Genomic DNA, 25899 nt, shown 5'->3' with positions numbered 1-25899 from the left:
ATAAGTTAGGGCGCGCATAGCCCGGTTGCGGCGCGATTGCCAGAACAAAAGCGCCTTTTCGGGGGATTTCGCGGGTTCAGTGCTGGGCCGAGTTAGAAAACAGGTGAATAATCAAGATCCCGCAAAGGATCAAAGACAGGCCCAGAAGCGCGGGCAGATCCAGTTTTTGGCCGAAAAGTGCATACCCAATGGCGGCAATTAACACGATCCCAAGACCCGACCAGATGGCATAGGCCACGCCGACAGCCATGTATTTCAACGCCCAACCCAGCAGGAAAAAGCTGACCCCATAGGCCACAACCACGGTCAACGACGGCCCAAGCCGCGTGAATTGCTGGCTGGCTTGAAGGGCGGTGGTGCCGATTGTTTCTGCGATGACGGCAAGGATCAGGATCAGATAGGGCATGGCTTCGCTTTCAGTTTCAGCTCTGTTCTAAAGCGTCCAAATCAGCACGTCAGGTCCTAAAGCGACAGTTCTGTCGTTTCTTTCAACTCTTCCATCACGAAACTGGCGGACACGTCGCTGAGGTCCACTTTTTCGATCAGCCGTTGGTAAAGCGCATCATAGTCCTTCACATCGTTAACACGCGCGTGGATCAGATAGTCCAGATCTCCGGTCATGCGATAAGCGCCAAGGATCTCGGGCATCAGCTTGACCGCGCGCGAGAACTTCTGCAGCCAGTCGGGGTCGTGGTTCGACGTGCGCACCTGAATGAAAACAGACAGACCAAGCCCCAGTTTTTGTGGATCTAAAAGGGCGACGCGTTTGCGAATAACGCCGCTGTCTTGAAGTATGCGCACGCGCCGCCAACAGGCATTGCGCGAAAGACCAACCTTTGCGCCCAGGTCATCAAGGCTTTGGTCGGCATCCTGTTGAAGGGCGCTTAGGATTTTCCGGTCTGTTGTGTCAATGTTATGCATTATCGAATAATAGTGGGATAAAATCACACAATCAATCAAATATGACGCAACTTTGGGATATCTGTAATGCGCGCGCTGGTATCATGTTCACACGCAGACAGGAGACCCCCATGATCAATCGCATTTTCATCGAGCACCCGCAGTCCGTAGACGAGACCTATTTCCAGCATGCCCGATTTGCGGCCACGTTCAGCTTTTGGCTCTTTCTGGCGGCGGGCGCTGCGCTTATACATGCCATCATTCCAGCCGCGTTTGAAAAGACAGGAAGCCGCATCATTGCGAGGCTTTATGCAAAGACCCATAATCGTGGTCAGTAAAGCCGGTTCAAGACTGTAATGTAAGGGGGCAGCATGTGCCGTTGGGCAGCCTATTTGGGCGCACCGATTTTCATGGAAGAGGTCGTGGTACAGCCCGGCCACTCGCTGATCCAGCAAAGTCAGGAAGCAGAAGAGGCAAAGACCGCCATCAATGCAGATGGGTTTGGCGTCGCTTGGTATGATCATCGCGCCGAACCGGGGCTGTATCGCGATGTGTTGCCTGCGTGGTCCGATCCGAACCTGCGCGCCATTGCGCATCAGGTGAAGTCGCGTCTGTTTCTGGCCCATGTGCGCGCCTCGACCGGATCGGCGACCAGCCGCAACAACTGCCATCCCTTTGCTTATAAGCGGTGGAGCTTCATGCATAACGGCCAGATCGGCGGGTTTGAAACGTTCCGAAAGCGAGCTGACATGCTGATCCCCGAAGCGCTTTACGGCAAACGCCAAGGGGCGACGGACAGCGAAGTGCTGTTTCTGTTAACGATCGAGGCGATCGAGCAAGGCGCACCAGTACAGCAAGCGTTGGAGCAAGCAACGCGAGCTCTGCTAGATCTTTCGCGCAAAAATGGTTCAGCACCGCATCTGCGCCTGTCTGCGGCATTGTCAGATGGCACATCCCTGTGGGCGGCGCGATGCGCGTCGGATAAGTATGCACCATCAGTCTATTATCGTTGGTCCGACAGCCGGAAAGGATGGGCTGTCGTATCAGAGCCATTGGACCGGCATGAAGATGATTGGATCAGTCTGCCACCCGGTCACATCGTACGCTTTGACGGGCGCGATGTGACGGTGGAGCCGTTTCAGCCTTAAGCGTCTTCGTTCTGTGCCCAATCCGGCTTGCGCTTTTCGATGAAGGCCTGAATGCCCTCGGCTGTATCGCGCAACATCATGTTTTCCGCCATGACGCTGCCAGTGAAGGCATAAGCTTCCTCAAGCTCCATCAGCGCCTGATCATAGAAGGCGGATTTGCCGATTTTCACTGCGGCCCCAAGTTTCGAGGCGACTGTTGCCGCCAGCTCGTCTGTCGCAGCGCGCAGGTCTTCATGCGGCACGACGCGGTTTACAAGCCCAATTTCGCGGGCGCGGTCGGCATCGATGAACTCGCCCGTGGTCAGCATTTCGAAGGCGACTTTGCGCGGGACGTTGCGGGTCAAAGCGACCATGGGTGTGGAGCAAAACAAACCAATGTTCACGCCATTCACGCCAAAGCGCGTACCTTGGGCGGCGACGGCCATGTCGCAGGTCGCAGCCAGCTGACAGCCCGCGGCGGTGGCAATGCCGTGGATTTCGGCAATGACAGGTTGGGGCAGGCGAGGGATCAGGGTCATAACCTCGGCGCAGCGAGCGAACAGGTCGTTGAAATAGGCGTGGCCTCCATCATCAGCAGCCCGTCCAGCGGTCATTTCCTTCAGATCATGGCCTGCGCAGAAAACTTTGCCCGCACCTGCGATCACAACCGCCCGGATCGAGTTATCGTCGGCCAGTGCCTGAAGTTCGGATTTCAAAGCCGCCAGCATCGCATCCGACAACGCGTTCAACGCGCCGGGGTTGTTCAACGTCAATCGCGCAATTGACGCTGCGTCCTCGCGGATCAGAATTGGGTCTGCCATCTTGTCCTCCCTCAAAGTCAGGCCCACGATAGGCGGGAAGTGACTTGGGGGAAACCATGCAGTTGAAAATGACGCAACGTGAATTGCAGGCTTTCTTACAGGCCGAATTTCCGCAGGTCGCGAATGATTTCGAGGTTGCCGAAGTGGCCCCAATGCGCGCGATCATTCGCAAACGGATCAGCGACAAACATTTGCGCCCCGGCGGAACCGTGTCCGGTCCCAGCATGTTCGCGCTGGCGGATGTGGCGATCTATCTGGCGGTGCTCGCGATGATCGGCCCCAAGGCGCTGGCGGTGACGACCAATTGTTCGATCGATTTCATGCGAAAGCCTGCGTCCGGTGCGGACCTGATGGCACATGCGACCATCCACAAGCTGGGCAAAGTGCTGGCCGTGGGGGATGTGCTGATCTTTTCAGAAGGGGACGTGCGCCCGGTGGCCCGCGCCAGTTTGACCTACTCGATCCCGCCGGAACGGGGTTGACCCGGGCAGGCGAAAGGCGCACGACATTAGGAAATTGCAATATGTCGCGCGAGGTATCATTCGCCCATGTCTGACACGACCCAAGCCCCCGAACCGAACACGGCCCCCGAGGAATTCAGCCGTCTCGCACATTTCCCAGTGACCTTCTTTGCCATCGTGATGGGGCTGATGGGCCTGACACTGGCGATGCATGCCGGCGCGCCCACCATGCCGGTGCTGGAACCCGCGTCGTCTTTGATGCTTCTGATAGGGGCGACCGTGATGGCGGTGATTGCCATCATCTATGTCGCCAAGGCGCTGCGCCATCCCGCCGCAGTGGCCGAGGAATGGCACCATCCGGTCAAGCTGGCCTTCTTCCCGACAATCTCGATTTCACTGCTTTTGCTGGCGACGGCGACGTTCCCGTATAATCCCGCGCTGGCGGAATATGTCTGGCTGGCAGGGGTTGCGGGGCAGGGGGTGCTGACCATCGCCGTAATTTCGGGTTGGATCAGCCATCGATCTTTTCAGGTGGGGCATCTGACGCCCGCATGGTTCATTCCAGCGGTGGGCAACGTGATTGTACCCGTTCTGGGCGCCCGCATGGGGTACATTGAAACGTCATGGCTTTTCTTTTCCGGCGGTATGATCTTTTGGATCGTGCTTCTGACCTTGGTGATGAACCGCTTGATTTTCCACGACCCCATCGTGGCACGGTTGTTTCCGACCATGGTTATCCTGATCGCCCCGCCTTCGGTGGCATTTTTGGCTTATGTCAGCATGACCGGAGGTGTCGACGGCGTGGCGCGATTGCTGATCTATGCGGGCTATATCTTCGCGGCCCTCGTTGTCGCGCAGGTACCGCGACTGGCAAAACTGCCCTTCGCGCTTAGTTGGTGGGCGCTGAGTTTTCCGATTGCGGCCCTGTCGATTGCATCCTTCCGCTTCGCGCAGTTGGACGGGTCACGCACGCATCACAATATCGGCTTCATCCTGCTGATTGTACTGGTTTTAGTAGTAGCTGGCCTGATCTGGCGCACCGGCAAGGCGATCATGCGGGACGAGATCTGCGTGCCCGAGTAAAAAGCCCGAATGAAAAATCGGCCGGGGAAATCCCCGGCCCAGTAAGAGGTAACTTTTACGTTCACCCGCGCCAGAAGGGCTTTTCCGCCTCAAACTGCGCGTCGAGCTTGGTGACACCAATATCCTTGTGAATATGATCCGGAAGATCCTTCAAAGCCTGTCGGGTGGTCATTCGTTGGCGCCATTTGGTGATGGTCACGGCGACAACCAGAAAGGCTTCTGCCGATGCGGGCAGCGGGCTGTTCGTGTCGAGAAAGGCGAGCCGGTCATGCCGGTACGTGTTTCCGTGTTCCATCTTGAACTCCAAAAATTGTATTGATACAATATGGCATTAGTGCCATGATTTACTGATACAAAGCGAATCTAAGCCACACAATTGGAATATTGTTATGGGTACAATTTTCTCAGAGCGACTTATGGACGGGCAGGGGCCGAAATACCGACGGCTTGTGGACGGTCTGGTGGCCGCCATCACATCAGGTGATTTGCCTGAAGGTGAGAAGCTGCCCCCTGTGCGCGAACTGGCGTGGGAGCTGAAGATCACCCCGGGGACGGTGGCCCGCGCTTATTCCATTCTTGGCGAGGAAGGCTGGGTCTTGGCCGAGGTTGGCCGTGGCACCTATGTGCGTCCCCTTGGCGCGCGTCCCAAAACGAGGCCTACACCAAGCGATGCCTACTTGAAGCATCAGGCGCATGCGCTTCACAGCGAACCCGAAACGGATTTCCTGTTCGCCCCGCGCCTGCCGGATGTCGGGCAGCTCGACATTATCCGTGATGCGATCCGGGCTGCGGCGGACCTGCCGGACCCATTATTGCTGCGCTATCCGTTCAACGGGTCACAAGCCTATCTGCGCGAGGCGTTGCTGGCACATATCCCCGAACACAAACGCGGCGGGATAAGCCCCGACGACATTGTTGTCACCAATGGGGGGCAGAACGCGATCATGCTGTCCATGCAAACCCTTTTGGCGGAAGGCACGCGGGTGGTGATGGTCGAGGAACACTCTTATCCCGGCCTGCGCCGCGCGGTCGAATTGCTGGGTGCCAAGGTCGTCGCCGTGCCAATGGACGAGCAGGGGATTGATCCGCAGGCTTTAGAGCATGTCGCCAGAAGCTCGGGCGCAAGCCTGCTATTCACCATGCCCGAGGCGCATAACCCGACCTGTCGCGTCACGGATACTGCCCGGCGGCACGAAGTCGTGGACGTTGCACGCGCACAAGGGTTCCATATTGTGCAGGACGATTGCTATCGTCTGGGCCCGGCGCTTGGGCCCAGCTATCGGTCCCTTTTGCCGGAACAATCCTGGTTCATTTCTTCCTTTTCAAAAACGATCTCTCCGTCCTTGCGGGCGGGTTATGTGGTGACGCCATCTGGCTGGGCTGGAAAAATGCGCCGGGTGGTAGATGTGAACTATTTCGGAGTTTCATCCCCGACAGCTGAGATCCTCTATCAAGTGCTGACACACCCCGATCTTGAACGGTCCTTGGCCGAGATGCGCCGCCGCAATCGCGAGTATATTCAGATCGCCGTCAACATGTTGGGACGGTTTGATCTTGGCTGGAGCCACGATGTCCCGTTCTTTTGGCTGAAATTGCCTCACGGTTGGCGCGTGTCCAGCTTCTGCCAGAAGGCGGAAAACAAAGGCATCCGCATTCGGCCCGGCGATGATTTCGCGCTGCGCAATGGCCCGTCGCCCCAAGCGGTGCGCATTTCTGTCAACGGGCAGATGTCGCCCGAACGGTTTCGTCAGGTTTTGGCTGAATTGGTCGAACTTTTGGACAATCCGACTGACACCCTAAGCGTCTAGGGCGTGAAATCGGTGCAATATATATGGGGTAAAATAATACCATATTTGTAAGTCATTGTTTTTGATATGTTTATGCGGAAAGACTGCGCTTGACCCGCACTGCAAAATCACTAAAACCACCCCATCCGAAACCCAATCAGGGCTGAATCAATGAAAACCTTCTCTGCAACGCCTGCAGATATCGACAAAAAGTGGATCATCATCGACGCCGAAGGCGTTGTTCTTGGCCGCCTTGCATCGATTATCGCCATGCGTCTTCGTGGCAAGCACAAAGCCACGTTCACGCCGCATATGGACATGGGTGACAATGTCATCGTGATCAATGCGGAAAAAATCCAGATGACCGGCAAGAAGCGCACCGACAAAGTGCACTACTGGCACACCGGTTACCCGGGCGGCATCAAGTCGCGCACAGCCGGTCAGATCCTCGAGGGTGACCACCCCGAGCGTCTAGTGACCAAAGCCGTTCAGCGCATGCTGCCCGGCGGCAAGCTGAGCCGTCAGCAGATGACCAATCTGCGCGTCTACGCCGGCGCCGAGCACCCCCACGAGGCCCAGAGCCCCGAAGTGCTGGACGTCAAGTCGATGAACCCCAAAAACACACGTGAGGGCTGATCATGACTGAAGAGATCAAATCGCTGGACGAGCTGAACGCCGTCGCAGAAGGCACCGAAGCTGTTGTTGAGGTTGCCGCCCCCCGTGAGCCCGTCCGTGACGAGCTGGGTCGTTCCTATGCCACCGGCAAGCGTAAAGACGCTGTTGCCCGCGTGTGGATCAAGCCGGGCTCCGGCAAGGTCACCGTGAACGGTAAAGAAATGGACAAGTACTTCGCACGCCCCGTGCTGCAGCTGATCGTACGTCAGCCCGCACAAGTTGCTGGTGTTGAAGGCGAATTCGACGTTGTTGCCACCGTTAAAGGCGGCGGTCTGTCGGGCCAAGCTGGTGCCGTTAAACACGGGATTTCGAAAGCTCTGCAGCTTTACGAACCCTCGCTGCGCGGTGCACTGAAAGCTGCTGGCTTCCTGACCCGTGACTCGCGTGTTGTTGAACGTAAGAAGTTCGGCCGCCGCAAAGCACGTCGTTCGTTCCAGTTCTCGAAGCGTTAATCGCCGAGAAACAGAATTTGAAAAGGGCTGCCGGTTCGGCGGCCCTTTTCTTTTGCGCGCATCGGAATTGGCGCTGTTTCATGTTGCGGGGGGCAGGGCGATGGCCTATATCCCGCCATTAGGCACCCGTAGCTCAGCTGGATAGAGCGCTGCCCTCCGAAGGCAGAGGCCAGAGGTTCGAATCCTCTCGGGTGCGCCATTTTCTACAGTCTTATATGTCTGCGTTAGCATAATTGTTCTGTTGTAACGCTTATGTTGAAATGATAGTTCAAGCATCAAACAATGAGTTTTTTCAATGGTGATGCTGTGAAAAACCCATACGAAGATTTGCCCCCACACGCGTTCTGGAAGGTGGCTGTGGCAGATCCTCAGCGCGAGGCCATTTCAGGCCTTTGGCAACCGAAATTCGACATAAAACCCGATCAAAAAGTATCAACCTACGGATCGTGTTTTGCCCAGCATATCGGGCGTGCGTTGAAGGCGCGGGGTTATAGTTGGTTTTGCACAGAGAGCGCTCCGAAATCAGTGTCCGAAAAGCTGCGAAAGAAGTATAACTATGACGTTTTTTCTTCAAGAACAGCAAACATTTACACAACGACTCTGCTTCTGCAGTGGGTGAGGTGGGCACTTCAGGGCGAACCGGTTCCTGACGAGATTTGGGAATCTAACGGGCGTTTTTATGATCCATTCCGACCGGGTATCGAGCCAAATGGATTTTCATCGAAGGATGAACTACTGACCATGCGCAAAGTTGTGCTTGACGCATTCGCGCAAAGTGTCACCGAAGCGGACTACTTTGTTTTCACGCTTGGATTGACCGAGAGATGGATAAACAGCGTCCATGGCTATGAATATCCAATGTGCCCGGGAACTCTGGCTGGTCAGTTCGATCAGGATGTTCATCAGTTCGATAACCTGAAGCATGGTGCCGTAAAAGAAGCCTTGGAAGAGGTTTTGGGGGTCTTCAAATCAGTTAATCCTGATCTGAAAGTGATCCTTACGGTTTCACCCGTTCCGCTAACGGCGACGGCATCTTCAACCCATGTACTGACTGCTACGACCTATTCCAAATCCGTTCTGCGGTCCGTCGCAGGAGAGCTTTGCGATGAGCACAGTCATGTCGATTACTTCCCGTCTTACGAGATCATTACGAGTCCGGTCTTTAAGGGGGCGTTCTATGCTGAGAACCTTAGATCGGTGAAAGCAGAAGGCGTAAGTTTTGTTATGGGCAACTTCTTCAGGGATCTGGCAAGTGTATTCGGGGCCGAGAAAGAACCCAGCATACAACAATCTATAGAAAGCGGGGATACTTCGACTGGCTCGAACGGCACCGAGGCTTCAAGCAACGCGGAAGTTTGCGAAGAAGAGCTTCTTGCAGCATTCGGACCCAAATCAAAATGATCAGCAAGATTTTTAAATTGAAGACCAGGAAGACGTTCAACTTGTGTGTTCTTGGAAATAGCCATGTTGGTGCATTGAAACTTGCATGGGAAGACGTCAGGGAAAGCTATCCAGAAATAGAGCTAACTTTCTTTGCAAGCCCAGGGCGCAGCACAAGTAAGTTAAACACATCTGGTCGGAAGATTACCCCTACGAATACGCGTGTTGAAGAGAGCTTCAAGATGACGTCCGGAGGGCTGACGGAAATCGATCTGTCCCGATATGACGCCTTTCTTTGCTACGGTACATTCGGATGGATGCCGCTTTGTGACTCACCTATGTCCTCTGCGTTTCGATACGAAGTAGCAAAAGAGGTCGTGAAGGGATCGAATCTTCTCCGGCATCTTAGTATGCTTTCCAAAGGCACTCAGAAACCACTGATTGCATCAACCGCTCCACTTCCAGCCCCCTCATACCGGGAACGAGGTGAGTTGTTGCTTCCAATAGATGGGCTGCGTGAAATCTTGGAAGAATGCGTGGCTGAGAAGAATGGTGCTCAACTGATCTGGCAGCCGCCCGAAACGCTTGTTGAAGGCGGATTCGCCACAAAAGCCCAATACTCTACTGGTTCCATTCGCCTAGAAAGCTCTAGAATGTCGGACAAAGTACACCCAGATACAGACGACACGCATATGAACAAGTCATATGGTGAGATTTGGTTGAAAGCGTTTTTACCGCAGTTGAAGATTCTCTGATCGGCTCGTTTATCTGTTCCGATACCGATCCACAAAATTCCTCAAAACCTGCGCAGGGGCGTGGACGTCTGCTGCGTGGACCATCTTTACCAGCGCTTCCGCTTCTTCTGGCGGGAAGTACCCGTGGTGTTTGTAGATGCCGATCCGGGTTTCAAACCCGTTCGCGTCAGCTTCTGGATGGAACTGCGTGGCATAGACGTTCTGGCCGTAGCGGATCATTTGGAACGGGCAGGGGGCGGACGTGACCAGTTGCACGCAGCCTTCAGGTAGGTGCTGCATGGCTTCCTTGTGGGCGACGAAGGCTTCGAACGTGTCGGGGATGCCGGCGAGCAACGGGTCTGCGCGTCCGTCATCAGTCACGCGGCAGGGGCTGGCGCTGACGGGCTCGCCGTAATTCTCTTTTGAAACAGCGCCGGGCTCCAGATGGTGGCCCAGAATACCGATCCCATAACAGCAGCCCAGAAACGGGATATCGTGCGCGGTAATCTGCGGCATCAAGGACAGGCATTCCGCTTCGATCTTGGCCTCAACGGCGGACTTCTTTTCGGGCGCGTCGGATACGCAACCGGGGCCTCCGCCGACGATGACACCCGCATAGGCGGACAGATCCAAATCGGCGGGGATGTCGTCTTGATCCAGACGGATGCGGTGCACCCGATCAGCCGTCAGGCCGCCCTTTGACAAAAACGCCTGAAACTCATCATCCGAGGCATCGGTTTCCGGGCGCAGTTGCAGGATCAGGAACGGTTTCATCAAAGCCTCGTCGGTCGTTCAAAGATTGATGCCAAACAACTTACTGCGCCACAACAAAAAAGCGCCCGAGGGCGCTTTGCATTGCTTAGCAAGGTAAGGGCCGGCGGGGCTTAGCGCCCCCACGAGCGGACCACGCCACAATCCATATGTACGAAGTTCGATCCCGAATATTTGCCGACGCCACCACCATTACAGGCCACAGCCGCTTTGAACATCTGGTTAACAGAACGCGATTTCAGACGCAGGTCAGCGGCCTGACCTTTCATGTGAAGCGAGTTCTTTGCCACTCCGCTTGAACGTGCGCGCAGCATGGCGTTGGTTTTCGGAGAGCGATAGCCCGACAGCATTGTGTAAGGTTCGCGAACATCCATCAGGCCATGGGCGGCGGCCATAATGTCGATGGTGCGGGTGTCGATCTTGATCGAGGTGTCGGTCCGCCAGTCACGCATGAAATGGTTGATCTCTTTCAAGGCATCTTTGATGTATTTGCCTTCGATCCAATAAATCATGTTGATGGTTTCACCGGTGCGGCCCGAATACATGGCAAGGCGGCGAACATCACCGCCACCGCGCAAAAATCCGGCTGCATTGGCATACATGGGGGCGGAAGTCACAGCGGTCGCTGCAAATGCACCCAGCAATCCGCGCCGAGTGATGCCCGATTTCAAGCCGTTCGAAGTCCCGTAGGTCATTGTCTTAGCGTGTCCCGTCGCTTGCCTGTCACCATACCCGCCTGACTCTGTGGTCAAATCGGGGCGATGCGTTTGCCTAATCCCCAGATGTGCCTTCTTATGACACAACTCGAATCGTGCGCCAAGTGCAGTTTTCACTCCCTTAACGGGTTCAAGAAAAATCGGCGGGAATTTGCTGAAAGTTATGAAACTGTGGTTAATCGTGGCGCGAGGGCAGCACTTGGAGCGGACAGGGTAGGGTATTCCAGAAATGTTTTTCGGCTCCGGCCAAATTCCTGCCCCAGTTTTCGCTATTGTGAATAGACACCTTTAACGAGATGTTGGAATACTGAGTATCAGCACGACTATTCATTTCGGACATGACATGACGAAACCATTTCTTGCGCGCGCGCGTTCACCCTTTCTGACCTTCGCATTTGCTGCTGTCGGAGCTGCATATCTTAGCAGCGCTTCGCCTGCCAAAGCCAATGGGGTCGTATCGGCCTTTGCTCAATCGGTCGCCGAGGCAGCCGCCCGTGATGATGACGTCGCCGCCTTCTATCGCGCCAATGGCTATCAGCCGATTTGGACTGGCCAGTCGGACACAGATATGGCCCGCAGAAAGGCTCTGCTGGGCGCACTTTCCGGGGCCGAGGATCACGGACTTCCGCGCGTCGATCTTGCGGATCTGAAAGCACGTATGGCCAATGTGTCGTCAGTACGCGAACTGGGCGCGCTTGAGGTCGAGCTGTCCAAGCTTCTGGTGGACTATGCGCAGGGCGTGAACACCGGCATTCTGACGCCGGTGAAGGTCGACAGCGGGATCGTGCGCAAGATCGAACGTAAGGATGGCGCGGACATCCTGACCGCATTCGCCAGCAAGGCACCTTCCAAGTATCTGAAAACATTGCCGCCCAAGAATGCTGAATATGCCCGCCTGATGCGCGAAAAACTGCGTCTGGAAGACACAATTCTGCATGGTGGTTGGGGCAAAACCGTTTCGGCAAAAACGTTGAAACCCGGCGACGCGGGGGATGCGGTCATCGCGCTGCGTAACCGCTTGGTTCGGATGGGCTATCTGAACCGTTCCGCCAGCCGCAGCTACGACGCGTCGATCCAAAAGGCCGTGCAGCAGTTTCAAGCCGATCATGGGCTGACCGATGACGGTGTCGCGGGTGCTGGCACGATTGCCGAGATCAACGTCGCGCCTGTGAAACGTTTGGCCTCGATCCTGGTCGCGATGGAGCGTGAACGCTGGACCAATTTCGATCGCGGCCAGCGTCACGTCTGGGTGAATCTCACTGATTTCACCGCTCAAATTGTGGATGGGGGTGCTGTGACCTTCCAGACCCGCTCGGTCATTGGCAAGAATGTCTCGGACCGTCGCAGCCCCGAATTCTCGGACGTGATGGAGCATATGGTCATCAATCCGACGTGGAACGTGCCGCGCTCGATTGCGACGAAAGAGTATCTGCCGATGCTCAAGCGCAATCGCCACGCGGTCAGCCATCTAAAGCTGATCGACAGCCGCGGCCGGGTGGTCAATCGCGGCGCTGTGGATTTCACCAAATTCACCGCACGCAGCTTCCCGTATGCGATCAAACAGCCTCCCTCCTCGCGCAATGCGTTGGGGCTGGTGAAGTTCATGTTCCCGAACAAGTACAACATCTATCTGCATGATACACCGTCGAAAAATCTGTTCGCACGCGAGGTCCGTGCGTTCAGCCATGGCTGTATCCGCCTCAGCGATCCGTTCGACTTCGCCTATGCGCTTCTGGCCAAGCAAAGCGACAATCCGAAGGCGACCTTCCACAAGGCACTGAACACCAAACGCGAGACCCGGATCAATCTGGAGCAGCACGTTCCGGTGCATATCGTCTATCGCACCGCGGTGGCGCCGGCGAAGGGCCGTGTGAACTATCGCCGCGATATTTACGACCGCGATGCGAAAGTTTGGGCCGCTTTGAAGAACGCCGGGGTAGCACTTCCCGCCGTGGATGGTTAAATCCTTTAGTGCGGTGTTCGGGCGCGAGAGCCCGACACCTTTAAAGGAGCGTTGAATGACTTTCACCCTTTCCCAAATTGCAGCCGCCCTTGGGGCCGAGTTCCAAGGTGATGGAGACATTGCCCTTTCTGGCGCGGCCGAGCCGCAAGACGCGCGCGCGGACCAGCTGGCTTTGGCGATGGACCCGAAATACGCAGATGGGATCGCCAAAGGGCAAGCCCGTGCAGCGCTGTTGTGGGACGATGCGGATTGGAAGTCGCTTGGTCTGGACGGCGCGATTTGCATGGCACGCGGCAAGACTGCAATGCCGCTGTTGACCCGCGCGCTGGATCCGGGAATGGGCATCGCGCCGGGCATTCACCCGACAGCCGTTGTCGATGAAACCGCCAAGATCGGAGAAGGCGCACGCATCGGTCCGCTTGCGGTGATCGGGGCGGGTGTGAAAATCGGTGCAAATGCGCAGGTCGGGGCGCATGCGTCCATCGGATATGGCACGGTGATTGGCGATGACCTGACCCTGCATCCGGGCGCGCGCATCGCGCATCTGTGTATCATTGGGAACCGCTATACCGGGCAATCGAACTCGGTCGTGGGCGGTGACGGGTTTTCCTTTGTGACTTTGGACAAAGAAAGCGCGGTTGAAAGCCTGCGGGGCGGCATGGCTGAAGGCGAGACTTCCGCGTCGGTTGAAGGAAGCGCCCATTGGGCGCGGGTCCATTCGCTGGGCGGGGTCGAGATCGGGGATGACGTGGAACTTGGCGCAAGCTCGACCATCGACCGGGGCACCATCCGTGCGACCCGGATCGGGCGCGGCACCAAGATCGACTGTCAGGTTCAGGTCGGCCATAACGCTGAGGTCGGTGAAGACGTTATGATGTGCGGCAATGTCGGCGTGTCCGGATCGGCCAAAATCGGCAACCGCGTCGTGCTGGGTGGCAAGGTTGGCGTCAGTGACAATATCTTCATTGGTGATGACGTGATCGCCGGGGGCGGCACCAACATCTATACCAACGTGCCCGCCGGGCGTGCCGTGCTTGGCAGCCCCGCCGTGAAGATCGAGACCGAGATGGCCATCCGCCGCGAACTCCGCCGTCTGCCACGTCTGGCCGAGACGCTGCGTGAGCTTCAAAAAACAGTTACAAAACTGGTAGACAAGGGCTAGAAATTCGCCAACGCGAAAAGGGGGAGCACATGTCTGAAACCATTCAGAACCGCGTCATCACCATCATTGCTGAACAGGCCGTGTTGGAACCGGGTGATGTCAGCCTTGATCAAACCTTGGAAGATCTGGGGATCGACAGTCTTGGCCTTGTCGAAAGCATTTTCGCCATCGAAGAAGCCTTTGATATTTCCGTGCCTTTCAACGCGAATGATCCTTCGGAAAGCGAGTTTGACATCTCGTCTGTTTCGGCAATCATCCGTGCTGTCGAAGGTCTGGTCGCGGATCAAGCTGCCTAATCCATGAAAAGAATTGTCATCACCGGCCAAGGTACAATCAACGCGCTTGGCCGCAACGTGTCCGAAACGCTGGATGCCATGCGCGAAGGTCGCTGTGGGATTTCGGATCTTGAGTTTCAGGACGTGGACCGCCTGTCGATCCGTATCGGTGCGCAGGTCAAAGGCTATGAGCCGGAAGAAACGTTCAACCGTCAGCAAATCGCGCTTTACGACCGGTTTACCCAGTTTACTCTAATCGCCACGCGCGAGGCTATTGGACAGTCTGGGCTTTCGTTCTCGGGCGAGTTGGCCGCGCGATCTGGCGTGGTTCTGGGGACGTCCGGTGGTGGGATGAACACATTGGACGAGAACTATCGCTCGGTCTATGAGGACGGCAAAAACCGGGTGCACCCCTTTGTTGTGCCCAAGCTGATGAACAATGCCGCCGCCAGCCATGTCTCGATGGAATGGAACCTGAAAGGGCCCAGTTTCACCGTGGCGACGGCCTGCGCCAGTTCCAATCACGCGATGGGGCAGGCGATGCAGATGATCCGGTCGGGCATGGCAGATGTAATGATCACCGGCGGGTCCGAGGCGATGCTGTGCTTTGGCGGGATCAAGGCTTGGGAAGGGCTGCGTGTCATGTCCAAAGATGCCTGCCGCCCGTTTTCCGCCAATCGCAACGGGATGGTGCAGGGCGAAGGTTCTGCCATCTTTGTGTTCGAGGAATACGAGCATGCAAAAGCACGCGGGGCCGAAATCTTGGCCGAGGTGGTGGGCTTTGCCATGACTTCGGACGCAGCGGATATCGTGATGCCGTCAAAACAGGGGGCGTCGCGCGCCATCACAGGGGCAATGCGTGACGCCTGCATGAACCCGGAGGAAGTCACCTATATCAACGCCCATGGCACTGGCACGGCAGCCAATGACAAAACCGAATGCGCAGCGGTGGCCGATGCGTTCGGGCACCATGCAGACGAGTTGATGATATCCTCGACCAAATCCATGCATGGGCATTTGATCGGCGGCACCGGCGCGGTCGAGCTGTTGGCCTGTATCATGGCGCTTCGTGAAGGGGTGATTGCGCCCACGATCGGCTATGAGGAACCCGACCCGGAATGCGCGCTGGATGTGGTGCCGAATGTGGCTCGGGATGTGAAGGTCAGGGCGGTTCTGTCAAATGCCTTCGCATTCGGAGGACTGAATGCAGTGCTGGCCTTGCGAGCGCACTGACGGGCATTGATCTCCATTGGTTTCAAGGAAAAACGCCGCCCAGTGGGCGGCGTTTTGTGTTGTAATGCCTGACGATTACTGGGACGCAGCCGGGGCTTGCGGCACGGCCAAGGCGTCATAGGCTGCGGTGAAGCCCGACAGCGACATGGAAAGATTTACGCGCTGATCCGGTGCAGCGGCGGGCACGATCGAAACGCTGGCCTTCGCGCCTTTCTTAAAGCCTGCAATCTCGTCTGCAGTGAAGCCAATATTGGCCACGCAGCCCAGTTGGGCGCAGAAGCGGAAGGGATAGCGACGCCCTTGGGCGCCATCAACCGAAATGGTCAGCTGCTGGGTCAACAATGTTTCCAGCGGAACAACAACGGTGGCACCAGCGGCGGCCTGACCACCTGCGGGCAGTTTGCCCAACGAAATCTCGGCCACGGGGTTGCCGGTCTCATCTTTCAGAAGCTGATACATCTGGCAGGGATCGTCACCTTGGCCTTCCGGCAGGGCGATACATTTACGCTCCCAATCTCCGGTGACGCTTTCAACATAGGTCTGGCCGGGCTGGCGAGAGTTGTCGACAGGTTCGCCCATATCCACTTTGGGCTGCCCAGTGGTGGTCTCTGCTGTTGTTTCTTCGGTTGCCTCGTCTGTCGTTGCTTCCGAAGTTTCCTGTGCAAAGGCAGCGGTGCTTAGCGAAAGGGCGGCCACCAGCGAGAGGGATTTGATCAGCTCGATCTTCATGATCTTTCCTTGTTTCGAAATCAAATTTTGTTTGAGGTTGGATAACATGGCGCAGCAGGGGTGTCAGGTGCAAATGCACGTGTTTGGCGCGATTTAAGGGCGAGGGGCCGGGTACGGCGGCAGACCGCCGATGGGCTGCTTAAAGATGCAGGATCACGCTTAGCACTGCCGTGAATTCAGACCCCAAAATAAGAAAGAGACCCGCAAGCAGGTCTCTTTCGAATTTCTCTCCCTGCCGGACTGACCGGCTTATGGGTGTGACGCTATGTCACTTGAATTGAGGGGTCAAGTATCATTTTGGCCTGTTTTCGACATTCTTGCGGGGGGCTGCGACCTTTGGCGCAATTTTGGATCCCATCGCGCAACTTGCTGAACGTGTTAAAAAAACCGCGCCCGAAGGCGCGGCAGTCTGACAGGGAGGAAATGTTCCCAGACCCGAATGGCCTGTGGAAATGATTCCAGTATGGCCTCGTCTGGTTAATTTAGTATTGTCGCAGACAAGACGATTACTCAGGCCAGGAGACAGGCAAAAATGGACGGTACGATTTTCATTGGTGGTGGCGGCGAAGGTTATGGCGAAAAACAGGGGCTTTTGCTGAAATATGCCAACCGCCACGGTCTGGTAGCGGGTGCGACCGGGACCGGGAAGACCGTCACGCTTCAGATCATGGCCGAAAGCTTCGCCTCGCAAGGCGTGCCGGTGTTTTTGTCAGACGTGAAGGGTGATCTGTCAGGGCTGGCCAAAGCGGGCAGCGAAGGGTTCAAACTGCACGAGGCCTTCACCTCGCGCGCCGAAATGATCGGGTTTCAGGATTATCGCTACGAGCCTTTCCCGGTCACGTTCTGGGATCTTTACGGCGATCAAGGCCACCCGATCCGCACCACTGTCTCGGAAATGGGGCCGCTGCTTCTGGCTCGCCTTCTGGAACTGACCGACGCACAAGAGGGCGTGCTGAACATCGCCTTCCGCGTGGCCGACGAACAGGGGCTTGGGCTTCTGGATCTGAAAGACCTGCAAGCGCTCTTGGTCTGGGTCGGCGAGAATGCCAAGGAACTGTCGCTGCGATACGGCAACGTCTCGACCGCGTCCATTGGCGCTATTCAGCGCGCGCTGTTGGTGCTGGAAAATCAGGGCGGTCACAAGCTGTTTGGCGAACCCGCGCTCGAGCTTTCCGACATCATGCGCACCGACACGGATGGGCGCGGACGGATTTCGATCCTTGCGTCTGACAAGCTGATGGGCGCGCCGCGTCTTTATGCGACCTTCCTTCTGTGGCTGCTCTCCGAACTGTTCGAAGAACTGCCCGAGGTCGGCGATCCCGACAAACCCAAACTGGTTTTCTTCTTTGACGAGGCACATTTGCTGTTTGACGACGCGCCTAAAGCACTGGTCGATAAGGTCGAACAAGTCGCGCGTTTGATCCGTTCCAAAGGTGTTGGTGTTTACTTCGTCACCCAGAACCCGGCAGACGTGCCCGAAGACATTCTGGGCCAGCTTGGCAATCGTGTGCAGCACGCCCTGCGCGCCTTCACCGCCAAAGATCGCCGCGCGCTGAAACAAGCGGCCGAGACCTATCGCGACAACCCGCGTTTCTCGACCGAAGACGCCATCCGCGAGGTCGGGGTGGGCGAGGCTGTGACCTCGTTCCTTGAATCCAAGGGCGCGCCGGGCGTGGTGGAACGCACCCTGATCCGCCCGCCATCCTCGCAGCTGGGGCCGATTGAACCCGGCGAGCGAAAAGCGTTCATCGACGCCTCGCCGATTGCTGGGAAATACGAAACCTTGCAAGACCGCGAAAGCGCCTATGAGGTTCTGACCAAACGCGCCGCTGATGCCGCGAAAGAGGCTGAAGAGGCCGAACGCCTTGAAGAAGAAGCTGAAAGCGCTGCTGAACGTGAATACCGCGCGGGCCGCCGCTATTCGGGCAGCAAAGTAGGCCGCTCGACCTCGCGCAGCAAGTCGTCGTCAGGCGGCTTTGGCAAAGCCGTCACCGATGTTGTCCTGAAAGAGCTGAAAGGCACCACAGGCAAACGCATCGTGCGCGGCATTCTGGGATCGTTTTTCAAAGGGCGCTGATGTGCTCGCAAAGCAAATCCAGCCCTCGCGCCCTTTCCTCTTGCCTCAAATACCTTGGGGGTGAGCGCTACAAGCGTGAGGGGGCAACGCCCCCTTTTGTACCTCGCATTTAAAGAGGCCGAATTTTCAGCATCTCAATCCGGTTTCCGTCGCGTTTCACGACCTCGAACCGGAAGCCGTGGAAGCTGAAAACCTGGCCTTCATTCGGGATCATCTGCGCCTCGTGAATAACCAGTCCTGCGATGGTATTCGCTTCTTCGTCCGGCATGTTCCAGTCTTTCGCGCGGTTCAGGTCGCGAATGGTTACGCCGCCTTCGACCATGAAGCTGCCATCGCTTTGTGACTTGATTTCGTGCTCGGTCTGGACGTCAAACTCGTCGGTGATCTCGCCTACGATTTCTTCCAGAATGTCCTCGAGCGTGATCAGGCCCTCAAGCGAGCCATATTCATCCACCACAAGCGCAAAATGCGTGTGGCGTTTCAGAAACTCGCGCATCTGGTCGTCCAGCGTGGTGGTTTCGGGGATGAAATACGGCTCCATCGCCACGTGCAGCACATCGAATTCGTCGATCGGTTTGCCTTCGCGCTGGAAGGCATACATGGAACGAGACAGGTCTTTGGCGTGGATGACGCCGATGATGTTTTCGGGTTCGCCACGATAGACGGGCAGGCGGGTGTGGCGCGATTCCAAGATCTGCTCCAACACCTCGACCGCCGGGGCGTCGGCGTCGATCATCTCGATCTGGCTGCGGTGAAGCATGATTTCTTCGACTGCGCGGTCGCCCAGATCCAGCGCGCCCAGCAGACGATCACGGTCTTCCTTTTCCACGGCACCTTCCGAGTGGCCCAGCGCGATCGCACCCATGATTTCCTCGCGCACGGCAAGGATTTGGCTGTCGGGGTCTGTTTCCACGCCAAACAGGCGCAAAACGCCGCGGGTGATCATCCGTACCGCCGACACGATGGGCGCGAATACTAGGATGATCAGCGCGATAGGGCCCGACGCATGCGAGGCCGCCATTTCAGGCCGCGTGATGGCATATGTCTTGGGCAGTACCTCGGCGAAGATCAGGACCAGCAGTGTCATGACCAAAGTGGCCAGCGCCACGCCGCTGTCGCCAAAAAGGCGGGTGAACAGGGCAGTGGCGAGCGAGGTCGCCAGAATGTTCACAAGGTTGTTGCCCAGAAGGACAGATCCGATCAGACGTTCATTGTCTTCGGTGATGTTCAACGCGCGTTCGGCGCCACGCTCGCCCTTATCAGCGCGCGACCGTAACTTGCCGCGCGACGCGGCTGTCAGCGCGGTTTCCGAGCCGGAAAAAAATGCAGACAGCACCAAAAGCCCGGCAATCGCCGCGCAAGAGATCCAAAAGCCGCTGTCGAGGTCCATCATATTCTCCTTTGTTGCCACATCTTATGGGCACTTGCGCAGAGGCTTTCAAGAGAGCGTCCCAGACCAGCCGTAAAAAGCAAAAAGGCGAAAGCTTACGCTTCCGCCTTTTTCGGTGCTGCGAGTGGTGGGTGGTTACGATGTAATATCGTAGGCGCGTTCGCCATGGGCGGACAGGTCCAGCCCGTTGACCTCGGTCTCGGCATCGACGCGAAGGGGCGTGATGGCGGCGGTCAGTTTGATCAACACATAGGTGACAACGATGGTGAAGACACCGACAATTGCCAGCGCACCGAACTGGGCGACAAAGCTGCCCTGACCGAAGACTGCAATCATAATCGTACCGAAGATCCCGCCCACACCGTGCACTGCGAAGACGTCCAGCGTGTCGTCAATGTTCAGCTTGTTGCGGATGACGTTCACGGCCTCTTGGCACAAGACACCTGCGACGGCACCGATGATCAGGGCTTCGATGGGACCAACGAAACCAGATGCCGGCGTGATCGAGGCCAAGCCCGCGATGGTGCCGGTCACGATGCCCACAAGGCTGGCCTTGCCGTATTTGATCTTTTCATAAAGTGCCCAGCTAAGCGACGCGGTCGCGGCCGAGATATGCGTCACGGTGATTGCCATCGCAGCGCCGCCATCTGCGGCCAGTTGCGAGCCGCCATTGAAGCCGAACCAACCGACCCAAAGCATGGCCGCGCCTACAAAGACCATCCACGGTGCGTGGGGCGGGGTGGTGCGATGCTTGCGCGGGCCAAGCGCTACGGCAATCATCAGGGCTGCGATGCCTGCAGTCTCGTGAACCACAATGCCGCCTGCGAAGTCACGTGTGCCGACCTCGCCAAAGATGCCACCATCAGCCAGCGCGCCGCCGCCCCAGATCCAGTGAACCACGGGCGCATAGCAGAGAAGCATCCACAACGACGAGAATGTCAGGACGAAGCCAAAGCCTACCCGTTCCACATATGCGCCGACGATCAACGCGGGTGTGATGATGGCGAAGGTCATCTGGAAGGCAAAGAACAGAACCTCGGGCAGGGTGCCCGACAGGCTGTCTGCGGTGACGCCCGACAGGAATGCCTTATCCAGCGACCCGAACCAGCCATGCGATGCGTCGCCAAATGCGATGGTATAGCCAAAGGCCAACCACAGAATGCTCATCAAACAAGCGATGGCATAGACATGCATGAAGACGCTTAGCACATTTCGTGCCCGAACAAGGCCGCCGTAAAACAGCGCCAATCCCGGCAATGACATGAAGAGCACCAATGCGGTTGCTACGATGATCCAGGCGGTATCTGCGCCGTTCATATTCCCCTCCTTGGGTTTTTAAACCTTTGGAAAGGGTGTGTGATGGAAAATCAGGCGCAAAGCACCCTGAACGTGCGTATGACAGCGGTTATGCGTGTTAAGATTATAAACTGCATAAATTATCAGCGGAAAATCGGGCGCCATGCGCAGAGATTGCGCGATACTCGAACGTGCTAGACCTGTTTCGATACCGCAACTGCCCCTTGTCTAAGCAGGTCGAGCGCATGTTGGGCGGCTGCTTCGCGCACCTTGTCACGGCCCAATGCGCCTAATTCTTGTGTTTCCACATGGACAATGTTGCCATAGGCCAGTCCAAAGCAAACGCGGCCCTCGGGCTTGTGGTCTGATCCGCCGGGACCAGCGATCCCGGTGATCGAAACGGCGATGTTGGCCTGTGATCGGGCCAGCGCGCCAGCCGCCATTTCGCGGGCCACTTGTTCTGATACAGCGCCGAATGCGTCCAGACTGGCCGCCTTGACCCGCAACATGTCCTGCTTTGCGGCATTGGAGTAGGTGATGAACCCGCGGTCTACCACGTCCGAGCTGCCGGGAACTTCGGTCAGCCACGCGCCGACCATTCCGCCGGTGCAGCTTTCTGCCGTGGCCAGCTTCAAGCCATGCGCGCGGCAAAGGTCCAGAAGGGTGGCAGCGTCGCTCATGCCATCACCCCGTGCGCGGCATAGGCCAGAACGACCACCACAATCGCAGCAGCAACGCCCGCCCAGACGTCATCCATCATAACGCCCGTGGCGTCTCCGCGCCGGTCGGCTTTGCCAATTGGGCCCCATTTGGTGATGTCAAACAGACGGAAGGCCAGAAAAGCCACGATCCAACCGGGATAGAGCGCCAGAATGTCCGCGCCCATCATCCGCGCGCCAAACGAGACCGGGAAAAGGGCGATCCACATGCCAACAACCTCGTCAATCACAACCTCGGACGGATCGTGATCGGATTTGCCCGCTGTATAAGCTTCGGTCGCCTTCACGCCGATCAGATACGCCAGTATGGTCGCTCCGGTCAGGGCAACAGGGCCGCCGATCATATGCAAAAGCCACGCAGCGGGCAGGGCGGCTAGACTGCCCCATGTGCCGGGGGCCGGGCGCAGAAGGCCGGAGTAAAAGAAGGTGGCGATCAGCTTTGCGGACGTGGGGGTCATATCATGCTCCGATCTGGTGGCCGGGTTGCTTTAATGATGTTTAGGCTGTGCTTAGAGGAAGGACAACAGGGCAGTCTGGCGGTCAATAACTGCACAAAAATTATGCGGAAAATAAATCCAGCGCTCGAATCCCGTGCGAATTATTGATATATTTCCGCAAGTCAGCCCAATCTCTCCGCAGTGCACAAGGAATAAGCATGTCCCTTTCCATCGGACCTCTTCAACTGGAAGCGCCCGTGATTCTGGCCCCCATGGCCGGGATTACCGATTTGCCGTTTCGCAATCTGGTCGCCTCGTTCGGGGCGGGTCTTGTCGTGTCTGAAATGGTCGCAAGTCAGGAAATGGTGCAAGCCAAGCCCGGCGTTCGCGAGCGGGCCGAGCTGGGATTTGGGCTGGATAAGACCTCTGTCCAACTGGCGGCACGGGATGTCTATTGGGCAGGAGAGGCCGCGCGTATGGTCGAACAGAACGGCGCGCGTTTGATCGACATTAATATGGGCTGCCCGGCGCGTAAGGTCGTCGGAGGCATGTCTGGATCTGCCCTTATGCGCGACTTGGATCATGCGGCTCGCTTGATCGAAGCAATCGTGGGCGCAGTCAGTATTCCCGTCACGCTGAAAACCCGGTTGGGTTGGGATGAAAACAGCCTGAACGCGCCCAAATTGGCCCGACTGGCCGAGGACGCAGGCATTCAACTGATCACCATTCATGGGCGCACCCGCTGTCAATTCTACAAAGGAACGGCCAATTGGGCGGCGATCCGTCCGGTGAAGGATGCCGTGACGATCCCCGTCATCGCAAACGGAGACATCGTAGACAGTGCAACCGCGCGACAAGCGCTTGATCAAAGCGGCGCAGATGGCGTGATGATCGGACGTGGCGCTGGCGGGCGACCTTGGTTGCTGGCTCAGGTCGCGCATGACCTTTATGGCGGTCCCGCGCCCGAGATCCCCACCGGCGAGGATCTGGCGCAACTGGTGGTCGACCACTATTGCGCCAGTCTTGAATTCTATGGCTCCGACCTGGGTGCACGCGTCATTCGCAAGCACCTTGGCTGGTATATGGATGGCGCACAAACCGACCCGGATCTGCGCCGCCAAATCCTATCGTCGCGCGATCCTGAACAAGTCGTTGATCTTCTTCCCCACGCCCTGAACCCTGAAAGGATGGCAGCATGACCCGCGATGATCGCATCTGGTCTGTTTTGCCTGTGCCGGGGCTTTTGGTCGACGGGCAGGGCCTTGTGCTGCGCGCCAATGGGGCAGCCGAGACGTACCTGAACATGTCCGAACGCCGCTTGATTGGCCGGCACCCCAATGTGACGCTTGGTCTATCGCTTGATTTTGATGACCTGCTGACACGCGTACATCAAAGCGAAAACGGGCTTTACGTGGACGGCGTCACGCTGCACTTGACCGATGGAACCAAGCGCGAGGTCAACCTGAACATCGCCCCTGTTCCCGAAGACGCGGACGTGTCCGGTGGCTATATCGTGGTCCTGCAACCTCGCAACGGGTCGGACACGCTGGGGCAGGTGCAAGGGACAAAATCCGCCGCGCGTCAGGCCATCGGCATGGCCGAAATGTTGGCGCACGAGATCAAGAACCCACTGGCCGGGATTGCTGGCGCAGCGCAGCTTTTGTCCATGTCTTTGTCACCGGAAGATCAAGAGATGACCGACCTGATCGTGGCCGAAACCCGCCGCGTTGTCGCTCTGTTGGATCAGGTCGAGCGGTTCGGAGACTTGCGTCCACCCGAGCGCCAGCCCACCAACATCCACGACTTGTTGGACCGTGCCTGTGCAAGCGCGCAATTGGGCTATGCCTCGGGCATGGAGTTTGACAAGCTTTATGATCCGTCCCTGCCGGATGTGTTTGTCGATGCAGACCAGATCCAACAGGTGTTCTTAAATTTGATTAAGAACGCTTCGGAAGTCGCCGAGAATATTGGTAAAATCACGATGAAGACCTTCTATGACAGCGGTCTGCGCGTGCCCCTTCCAAACGGGGATCAGGCACATCTGCCAATACAAGTTGAGATCATCGACAATGGGCCCGGCATTCCGCCCGATATCGCTGACAGCATCTTTGATCCATTCGTGTCGGGGCGTGAAAACGGCACCGGCCTCGGGCTGGCGCTGGTGTCCAAGATTATCACGGATCACGGCGCGCTGATTTCAGTTAACAGCCAGCCCGGGCGCACGGCATTTCGCATCAGCCTCCCGCTCGCAAAATCAACCTCTAACCCGAATACTAGCCCGTAAGGAGACACCCCATGGATGGCACAGTTCTGGTCGCTGATGACGATCGCACGATCCGCACGGTTTTGACGCAGGCGCTGACGCGCGCTGGTTGTCGGGTTCATGCGACGGGCTCGATGCAGACCCTAATGAAGTGGGTGGAAGAGGGTCGCGGAGATGTTGTGATCTCGGACGTGGTGATGCCGGATGGCAATGGGCTGGAGGCTCTGCCGCGCATCCTTAAGATGCGGCCAAACCTGCCGGTGATCGTGATTTCGGCGCAAAACACCATCATGACTGCCATTCAGGCAGCCGAGGCGGACGCGTTTGACTATCTGCCCAAGCCGTTCGATCTGCCGGAGTTGATGAAGCGCACCGCCCGCGCGTTGGAACGCAAACGTGTCCGCCCGGTCGAACCCGAGCGGCCACAGGTGCGCACGGGACGTGATGTGGACGACCTGCCTTTGGTGGGGCACAGCCCGGCGATGCAAGAACTTTACCGCGTTGTCGCGCGGGTTCTGAACGTCGACCTGCCGGTCTTGATCACCGGTGAAAGCGGTGTGGGTAAGTCGTTGATTGCGCGGGCTTTGCATGATTTCTCGGATCGCGGCAATGCGCCGTTTGTCATTGCCTCGCCCGACGATCTAAGCCGTCCTGACGCGGTGCAATCCCTGCTGTCACGTGCGCGTGACGGGGTGATCTTGTTTGACGGGATTCAGGATCTGGATGACGCCGCTCAAGGGCGTTTGGCACGCGTTTTAGACGCGGTGGCCGAAAACAACACGCGCATCTTGTCCATTTCTCAGGGCGATCTGGGCAGTGCAGCGGCCAATGGGACGTTCCGCTCTGACCTTTATTATCGCTTGGCAGGGATCGTAATCCCGGTGCCGCCATTGCGCGACCGGATCGAGGATATCGTCGGATTGGCCGAGCATTTCCTGACCCGCGCGGCGCAAGATGGGCTGTCCAAACGCAGGCTGCCCGATGACGCGGCGGCGGTGCTGCGCGCCTATTCCTGGCCGGGAAATGTGCGCGAGCTTGAGAACCTGATCAGCCGTCTTGCGGTGACGGGTGTGGATGACACAATCAACCCCGCCGAGATCGAAGCCGCCCTGGGTGCGCCGGGCGCGCCGCCCAGCAACTTCACCCCTGGCGCAAGTGTCAATGGGCAAGACGTTGCCGGCACCCGTCTGGCCGACACGATCGCTCAGCATTTGCAGAGATATTTCGATCTTCACGGCGGCGCGTTGCCTCCAACCGGGCTGTATCAACGGATTTTGCAGGAAATGGAGCTTCCGTTGATCGAAATCGCGCTGGACGCGACGGGCGGAAATCAGGCTAGATGTGCTGATTTGCTTGGCATCAACCGCAATACTTTGCGCAAAAAGATTACCGAACTGGGAATCGAGGTGACACGCCGGCGCAAGTTGATGTAAAAGAGCAACAAGAGT

At 57.3% G+C, this 25899-nt stretch carries 28 protein-coding genes and 1 tRNA gene; 18 read left to right on the top strand and 11 right to left on the bottom strand.

Annotation, left to right across the window (positions count from 1 at the left end):
* Positions 1–76 precede the first annotated feature (76 nt).
* Both ACXAH3_RS04160 and ACXAH3_RS04155 read right to left on the bottom strand, forming a co-directional pair.
* Positions 77–406: a DMT family transporter gene (locus tag ACXAH3_RS04160; RefSeq protein WP_474860798.1), complete on the bottom strand. Its 330-nt coding sequence runs from the start codon at positions 404–406 to the stop codon at positions 77–79.
* A 56-nt stretch (positions 407–462) separates the two neighbouring features.
* A complete protein-coding gene (locus tag ACXAH3_RS04155) occupies positions 463–921 on the bottom strand; it encodes an Lrp/AsnC family transcriptional regulator (RefSeq protein WP_474860797.1) in 459 nt (152 codons plus the stop codon).
* Between the two features lie 110 nt (positions 922–1031).
* Between ACXAH3_RS04155 and ACXAH3_RS04150 the strand changes: the two genes are divergently transcribed.
* Both ACXAH3_RS04150 and ACXAH3_RS04145 read left to right on the top strand, forming a co-directional pair.
* Positions 1032–1238, top strand: coding sequence for a DUF6356 family protein (locus tag ACXAH3_RS04150; RefSeq protein ID WP_203564879.1), 207 nt, complete (start codon positions 1032–1034; stop codon positions 1236–1238).
* 33 nt (positions 1239–1271) lie between these two features.
* Entirely contained in the window at positions 1272–2048 is a 777-nt protein-coding gene (locus ACXAH3_RS04145) for a class II glutamine amidotransferase (protein ID WP_474860796.1), read from the top strand.
* On the opposite strand, the gene ACXAH3_RS04140 is transcribed toward ACXAH3_RS04145, so the two are convergent.
* Complete coding sequence (locus tag ACXAH3_RS04140) at positions 2045–2848, bottom strand: enoyl-CoA hydratase (protein ID WP_474860795.1); 804 nt, start codon at positions 2846–2848, stop codon at positions 2045–2047. The genes ACXAH3_RS04145 and ACXAH3_RS04140 overlap by 4 nt on opposite strands.
* Positions 2849–2904: 56 nt before the next feature.
* Between ACXAH3_RS04140 and ACXAH3_RS04135 the strand changes: the two genes are divergently transcribed.
* Together ACXAH3_RS04135 and ACXAH3_RS04130 are read left to right on the top strand one after the other, a co-directional pair.
* A complete protein-coding gene (locus ACXAH3_RS04135) occupies positions 2905–3330 on the top strand; it encodes a PaaI family thioesterase (RefSeq protein WP_474860794.1) in 426 nt (141 codons plus the stop codon).
* A gap of 66 nt (positions 3331–3396) precedes the next feature.
* Complete coding sequence (locus tag ACXAH3_RS04130) at positions 3397–4392, top strand: SLAC1 anion channel family protein (RefSeq protein ID WP_474860793.1); 996 nt, start codon at positions 3397–3399, stop codon at positions 4390–4392.
* A gap of 61 nt (positions 4393–4453) precedes the next feature.
* On the opposite strand, the gene ACXAH3_RS04125 is transcribed toward ACXAH3_RS04130, so the two are convergent.
* A complete protein-coding gene (locus tag ACXAH3_RS04125; protein ID WP_474860792.1) occupies positions 4454–4687 on the bottom strand; it encodes a DUF1127 domain-containing protein in 234 nt (77 codons plus the stop codon).
* Between the two features lie 94 nt (positions 4688–4781).
* Between ACXAH3_RS04125 and ACXAH3_RS04120 the strand changes: the two genes are divergently transcribed.
* The 6 genes from ACXAH3_RS04120 (at position 4782) to ACXAH3_RS04095 (ending at position 9441) form a co-directional block, all read left to right on the top strand.
* Positions 4782–6200, top strand: a complete 1419-nt coding sequence (locus ACXAH3_RS04120; protein WP_474860791.1) for an aminotransferase-like domain-containing protein — start codon at positions 4782–4784, stop codon at positions 6198–6200.
* 150 nt (positions 6201–6350) lie between these two features.
* Complete coding sequence (rplM, locus tag ACXAH3_RS04115) at positions 6351–6815, top strand: 50S ribosomal protein L13 (protein ID WP_474860790.1); 465 nt, start codon at positions 6351–6353, stop codon at positions 6813–6815.
* A 2-nt stretch (positions 6816–6817) separates the two neighbouring features.
* Positions 6818–7306: a 30S ribosomal protein S9 gene (gene rpsI / locus ACXAH3_RS04110; RefSeq protein WP_142853027.1), complete on the top strand. Its 489-nt coding sequence runs from the start codon at positions 6818–6820 to the stop codon at positions 7304–7306.
* Between the two features lie 122 nt (positions 7307–7428).
* A tRNA-Arg gene (locus tag ACXAH3_RS04105) sits at positions 7429–7505 on the top strand.
* A gap of 83 nt (positions 7506–7588) precedes the next feature.
* Complete coding sequence (locus tag ACXAH3_RS04100; protein WP_474860789.1) at positions 7589–8707, top strand: GSCFA domain-containing protein; 1119 nt, start codon at positions 7589–7591, stop codon at positions 8705–8707.
* Entirely contained in the window at positions 8704–9441 is a 738-nt protein-coding gene (locus ACXAH3_RS04095; RefSeq protein ID WP_474860788.1) for a hypothetical protein, read from the top strand. Before ACXAH3_RS04100 ends, ACXAH3_RS04095 begins: the two co-directional genes overlap by 4 nt.
* A 9-nt stretch (positions 9442–9450) precedes the next feature.
* On the opposite strand, the gene ACXAH3_RS04090 is transcribed toward ACXAH3_RS04095, so the two are convergent.
* A complete protein-coding gene (locus ACXAH3_RS04090; protein ID WP_474860787.1) occupies positions 9451–10194 on the bottom strand; it encodes a glutamine amidotransferase in 744 nt (247 codons plus the stop codon).
* A 110-nt stretch (positions 10195–10304) separates the two neighbouring features.
* Positions 10305–10886, bottom strand: a complete 582-nt coding sequence (mepK, locus tag ACXAH3_RS04085; protein ID WP_474860786.1) for a peptidoglycan L,D-endopeptidase MepK — start codon at positions 10884–10886, stop codon at positions 10305–10307.
* A 364-nt stretch (positions 10887–11250) separates the two neighbouring features.
* Between mepK and ACXAH3_RS04080 the strand changes: the two genes are divergently transcribed.
* Genes ACXAH3_RS04080 through ACXAH3_RS04065 form a run of 4 tightly spaced genes read left to right on the top strand, consistent with a single transcriptional unit; the run spans position 11251 to position 15540 of the window.
* Positions 11251–12870: a L,D-transpeptidase family protein gene (locus tag ACXAH3_RS04080; protein ID WP_474860785.1), complete on the top strand. Its 1620-nt coding sequence runs from the start codon at positions 11251–11253 to the stop codon at positions 12868–12870.
* Between the two features lie 55 nt (positions 12871–12925).
* Complete coding sequence (locus ACXAH3_RS04075) at positions 12926–14032, top strand: UDP-3-O-(3-hydroxymyristoyl)glucosamine N-acyltransferase (RefSeq protein ID WP_474860784.1); 1107 nt, start codon at positions 12926–12928, stop codon at positions 14030–14032.
* 29 nt (positions 14033–14061) lie between these two features.
* On the top strand, positions 14062–14328 hold the full coding sequence (locus ACXAH3_RS04070) for an acyl carrier protein (RefSeq protein WP_474860783.1): 267 nt from the start codon (positions 14062–14064) through the stop codon (positions 14326–14328).
* A gap of 3 nt (positions 14329–14331) precedes the next feature.
* Positions 14332–15540, top strand: coding sequence for a beta-ketoacyl-[acyl-carrier-protein] synthase family protein (locus ACXAH3_RS04065; protein WP_474860782.1), 1209 nt, complete (start codon positions 14332–14334; stop codon positions 15538–15540).
* 75 nt (positions 15541–15615) lie between these two features.
* Here the strand turns inward: ACXAH3_RS04065 and ACXAH3_RS04060 are convergent, their stop codons facing one another.
* On the bottom strand, positions 15616–16269 hold the full coding sequence (locus tag ACXAH3_RS04060) for an invasion associated locus B family protein (RefSeq protein ID WP_474860781.1): 654 nt from the start codon (positions 16267–16269) through the stop codon (positions 15616–15618).
* A 532-nt stretch (positions 16270–16801) separates the two neighbouring features.
* On the opposite strand from ACXAH3_RS04060, the gene ACXAH3_RS04055 reads away from it, so the two are divergent.
* Positions 16802–18346, top strand: a complete 1545-nt coding sequence (locus ACXAH3_RS04055) for a helicase HerA-like domain-containing protein (RefSeq protein WP_474860780.1) — start codon at positions 16802–16804, stop codon at positions 18344–18346.
* 109 nt (positions 18347–18455) lie between these two features.
* Here the strand turns inward: ACXAH3_RS04055 and ACXAH3_RS04050 are convergent, their stop codons facing one another.
* From ACXAH3_RS04050 to ACXAH3_RS04035, 4 genes are all read right to left on the bottom strand, one after another.
* A complete protein-coding gene (locus ACXAH3_RS04050; RefSeq protein ID WP_474860779.1) occupies positions 18456–19736 on the bottom strand; it encodes an HlyC/CorC family transporter in 1281 nt (426 codons plus the stop codon).
* A gap of 135 nt (positions 19737–19871) precedes the next feature.
* Positions 19872–21053, bottom strand: coding sequence for an ammonium transporter (locus tag ACXAH3_RS04045; protein WP_474860778.1), 1182 nt, complete (start codon positions 21051–21053; stop codon positions 19872–19874).
* 173 nt (positions 21054–21226) lie between these two features.
* Positions 21227–21712 (bottom strand): CinA family protein, encoded by a 486-nt coding sequence (locus tag ACXAH3_RS04040; protein WP_474860777.1) that lies wholly within the window; start codon positions 21710–21712, stop codon positions 21227–21229.
* Entirely contained in the window at positions 21709–22209 is a 501-nt protein-coding gene (locus ACXAH3_RS04035; protein WP_474860776.1) for a phosphatidylglycerophosphatase A family protein, read from the bottom strand. The genes ACXAH3_RS04040 and ACXAH3_RS04035 overlap by 4 nt, the downstream gene beginning before the upstream one ends.
* A gap of 197 nt (positions 22210–22406) precedes the next feature.
* On the opposite strand from ACXAH3_RS04035, the gene dusB reads away from it, so the two are divergent.
* From dusB to ACXAH3_RS04020, 3 genes are read left to right on the top strand one after another with little or no spacing between them, the layout of a single operon-like run.
* On the top strand, positions 22407–23387 hold the full coding sequence (gene dusB / locus ACXAH3_RS04030) for a tRNA dihydrouridine synthase DusB (RefSeq protein WP_474860775.1): 981 nt from the start codon (positions 22407–22409) through the stop codon (positions 23385–23387).
* Positions 23384–24472 carry a two-component system sensor histidine kinase NtrB gene (locus tag ACXAH3_RS04025; RefSeq protein WP_474860774.1) on the top strand — a complete coding sequence of 363 codons (1089 nt, stop codon included), beginning with the start codon at positions 23384–23386 and terminating at the stop codon, positions 24470–24472. The genes dusB and ACXAH3_RS04025 overlap by 4 nt, the downstream gene beginning before the upstream one ends.
* An 11-nt stretch (positions 24473–24483) precedes the next feature.
* Entirely contained in the window at positions 24484–25884 is a 1401-nt protein-coding gene (locus ACXAH3_RS04020; protein WP_474860773.1) for a response regulator, read from the top strand.
* The last annotated feature ends 15 nt before the right edge of the window (positions 25885–25899 follow it).

The sequence above is a fragment of the Aliiroseovarius sp. ABM4_368 genome, from assembly GCF_056161205.1.
The sequence above is the reverse complement of the archived record's forward strand: the minus strand, read 5'-3'. Positions and strand labels throughout refer to the sequence as shown.

Excerpts from the sequence above, each read along its gene's own strand:
- ACXAH3_RS04145 (WP_474860796.1), top strand. The coding sequence starts at position 1,272 with ATGTGCCGTTGGGCAGCCTATTTGGGCGCACCGATTTTCATGGAAGAG.
- ACXAH3_RS04070 (WP_474860783.1), top strand. The coding sequence starts at position 14,062 with ATGTCTGAAACCATTCAGAACCGCGTCATCACCATCATTGCTGAACAG.
- rplM (WP_474860790.1), top strand. The coding sequence starts at position 6,351 with ATGAAAACCTTCTCTGCAACGCCTGCAGATATCGACAAAAAGTGGATC.
- ACXAH3_RS04140 (WP_474860795.1), bottom strand. The coding sequence starts at position 2,848 with ATGGCAGACCCAATTCTGATCCGCGAGGACGCAGCGTCAATTGCGCGA.
- ACXAH3_RS04160 (WP_474860798.1), bottom strand. The coding sequence starts at position 406 with ATGCCCTATCTGATCCTGATCCTTGCCGTCATCGCAGAAACAATCGGC.
- ACXAH3_RS04150 (WP_203564879.1), top strand. The coding sequence starts at position 1,032 with ATGATCAATCGCATTTTCATCGAGCACCCGCAGTCCGTAGACGAGACC.
- dusB (WP_474860775.1), top strand. The coding sequence starts at position 22,407 with ATGTCCCTTTCCATCGGACCTCTTCAACTGGAAGCGCCCGTGATTCTG.
- ACXAH3_RS04125 (WP_474860792.1), bottom strand. The coding sequence starts at position 4,687 with ATGGAACACGGAAACACGTACCGGCATGACCGGCTCGCCTTTCTCGAC.
- ACXAH3_RS04155 (WP_474860797.1), bottom strand. The coding sequence starts at position 921 with ATGCATAACATTGACACAACAGACCGGAAAATCCTAAGCGCCCTTCAA.
- ACXAH3_RS04025 (WP_474860774.1), top strand. The coding sequence starts at position 23,384 with ATGACCCGCGATGATCGCATCTGGTCTGTTTTGCCTGTGCCGGGGCTT.
- ACXAH3_RS04130 (WP_474860793.1), top strand. The coding sequence starts at position 3,397 with ATGTCTGACACGACCCAAGCCCCCGAACCGAACACGGCCCCCGAGGAA.
- ACXAH3_RS04135 (WP_474860794.1), top strand. The coding sequence starts at position 2,905 with ATGCAGTTGAAAATGACGCAACGTGAATTGCAGGCTTTCTTACAGGCC.
- ACXAH3_RS04100 (WP_474860789.1), top strand. The coding sequence starts at position 7,589 with ATGAGTTTTTTCAATGGTGATGCTGTGAAAAACCCATACGAAGATTTG.
- ACXAH3_RS04035 (WP_474860776.1), bottom strand. The coding sequence starts at position 22,209 with ATGACCCCCACGTCCGCAAAGCTGATCGCCACCTTCTTTTACTCCGGC.
- ACXAH3_RS04090 (WP_474860787.1), bottom strand. The coding sequence starts at position 10,194 with ATGAAACCGTTCCTGATCCTGCAACTGCGCCCGGAAACCGATGCCTCG.
- ACXAH3_RS04075 (WP_474860784.1), top strand. The coding sequence starts at position 12,926 with ATGACTTTCACCCTTTCCCAAATTGCAGCCGCCCTTGGGGCCGAGTTC.
- ACXAH3_RS04020 (WP_474860773.1), top strand. The coding sequence starts at position 24,484 with ATGGATGGCACAGTTCTGGTCGCTGATGACGATCGCACGATCCGCACG.
- ACXAH3_RS04065 (WP_474860782.1), top strand. The coding sequence starts at position 14,332 with ATGAAAAGAATTGTCATCACCGGCCAAGGTACAATCAACGCGCTTGGC.
- rpsI (WP_142853027.1), top strand. The coding sequence starts at position 6,818 with ATGACTGAAGAGATCAAATCGCTGGACGAGCTGAACGCCGTCGCAGAA.
- ACXAH3_RS04040 (WP_474860777.1), bottom strand. The coding sequence starts at position 21,712 with ATGAGCGACGCTGCCACCCTTCTGGACCTTTGCCGCGCGCATGGCTTG.
- ACXAH3_RS04055 (WP_474860780.1), top strand. The coding sequence starts at position 16,802 with ATGGACGGTACGATTTTCATTGGTGGTGGCGGCGAAGGTTATGGCGAA.
- ACXAH3_RS04095 (WP_474860788.1), top strand. The coding sequence starts at position 8,704 with ATGATCAGCAAGATTTTTAAATTGAAGACCAGGAAGACGTTCAACTTG.
- ACXAH3_RS04080 (WP_474860785.1), top strand. The coding sequence starts at position 11,251 with ATGACGAAACCATTTCTTGCGCGCGCGCGTTCACCCTTTCTGACCTTC.
- ACXAH3_RS04060 (WP_474860781.1), bottom strand. The coding sequence starts at position 16,269 with ATGAAGATCGAGCTGATCAAATCCCTCTCGCTGGTGGCCGCCCTTTCG.
- ACXAH3_RS04050 (WP_474860779.1), bottom strand. The coding sequence starts at position 19,736 with ATGGACCTCGACAGCGGCTTTTGGATCTCTTGCGCGGCGATTGCCGGG.
- ACXAH3_RS04045 (WP_474860778.1), bottom strand. The coding sequence starts at position 21,053 with ATGAACGGCGCAGATACCGCCTGGATCATCGTAGCAACCGCATTGGTG.
- mepK (WP_474860786.1), bottom strand. The coding sequence starts at position 10,886 with ATGACCTACGGGACTTCGAACGGCTTGAAATCGGGCATCACTCGGCGC.
- ACXAH3_RS04120 (WP_474860791.1), top strand. The coding sequence starts at position 4,782 with ATGGGTACAATTTTCTCAGAGCGACTTATGGACGGGCAGGGGCCGAAA.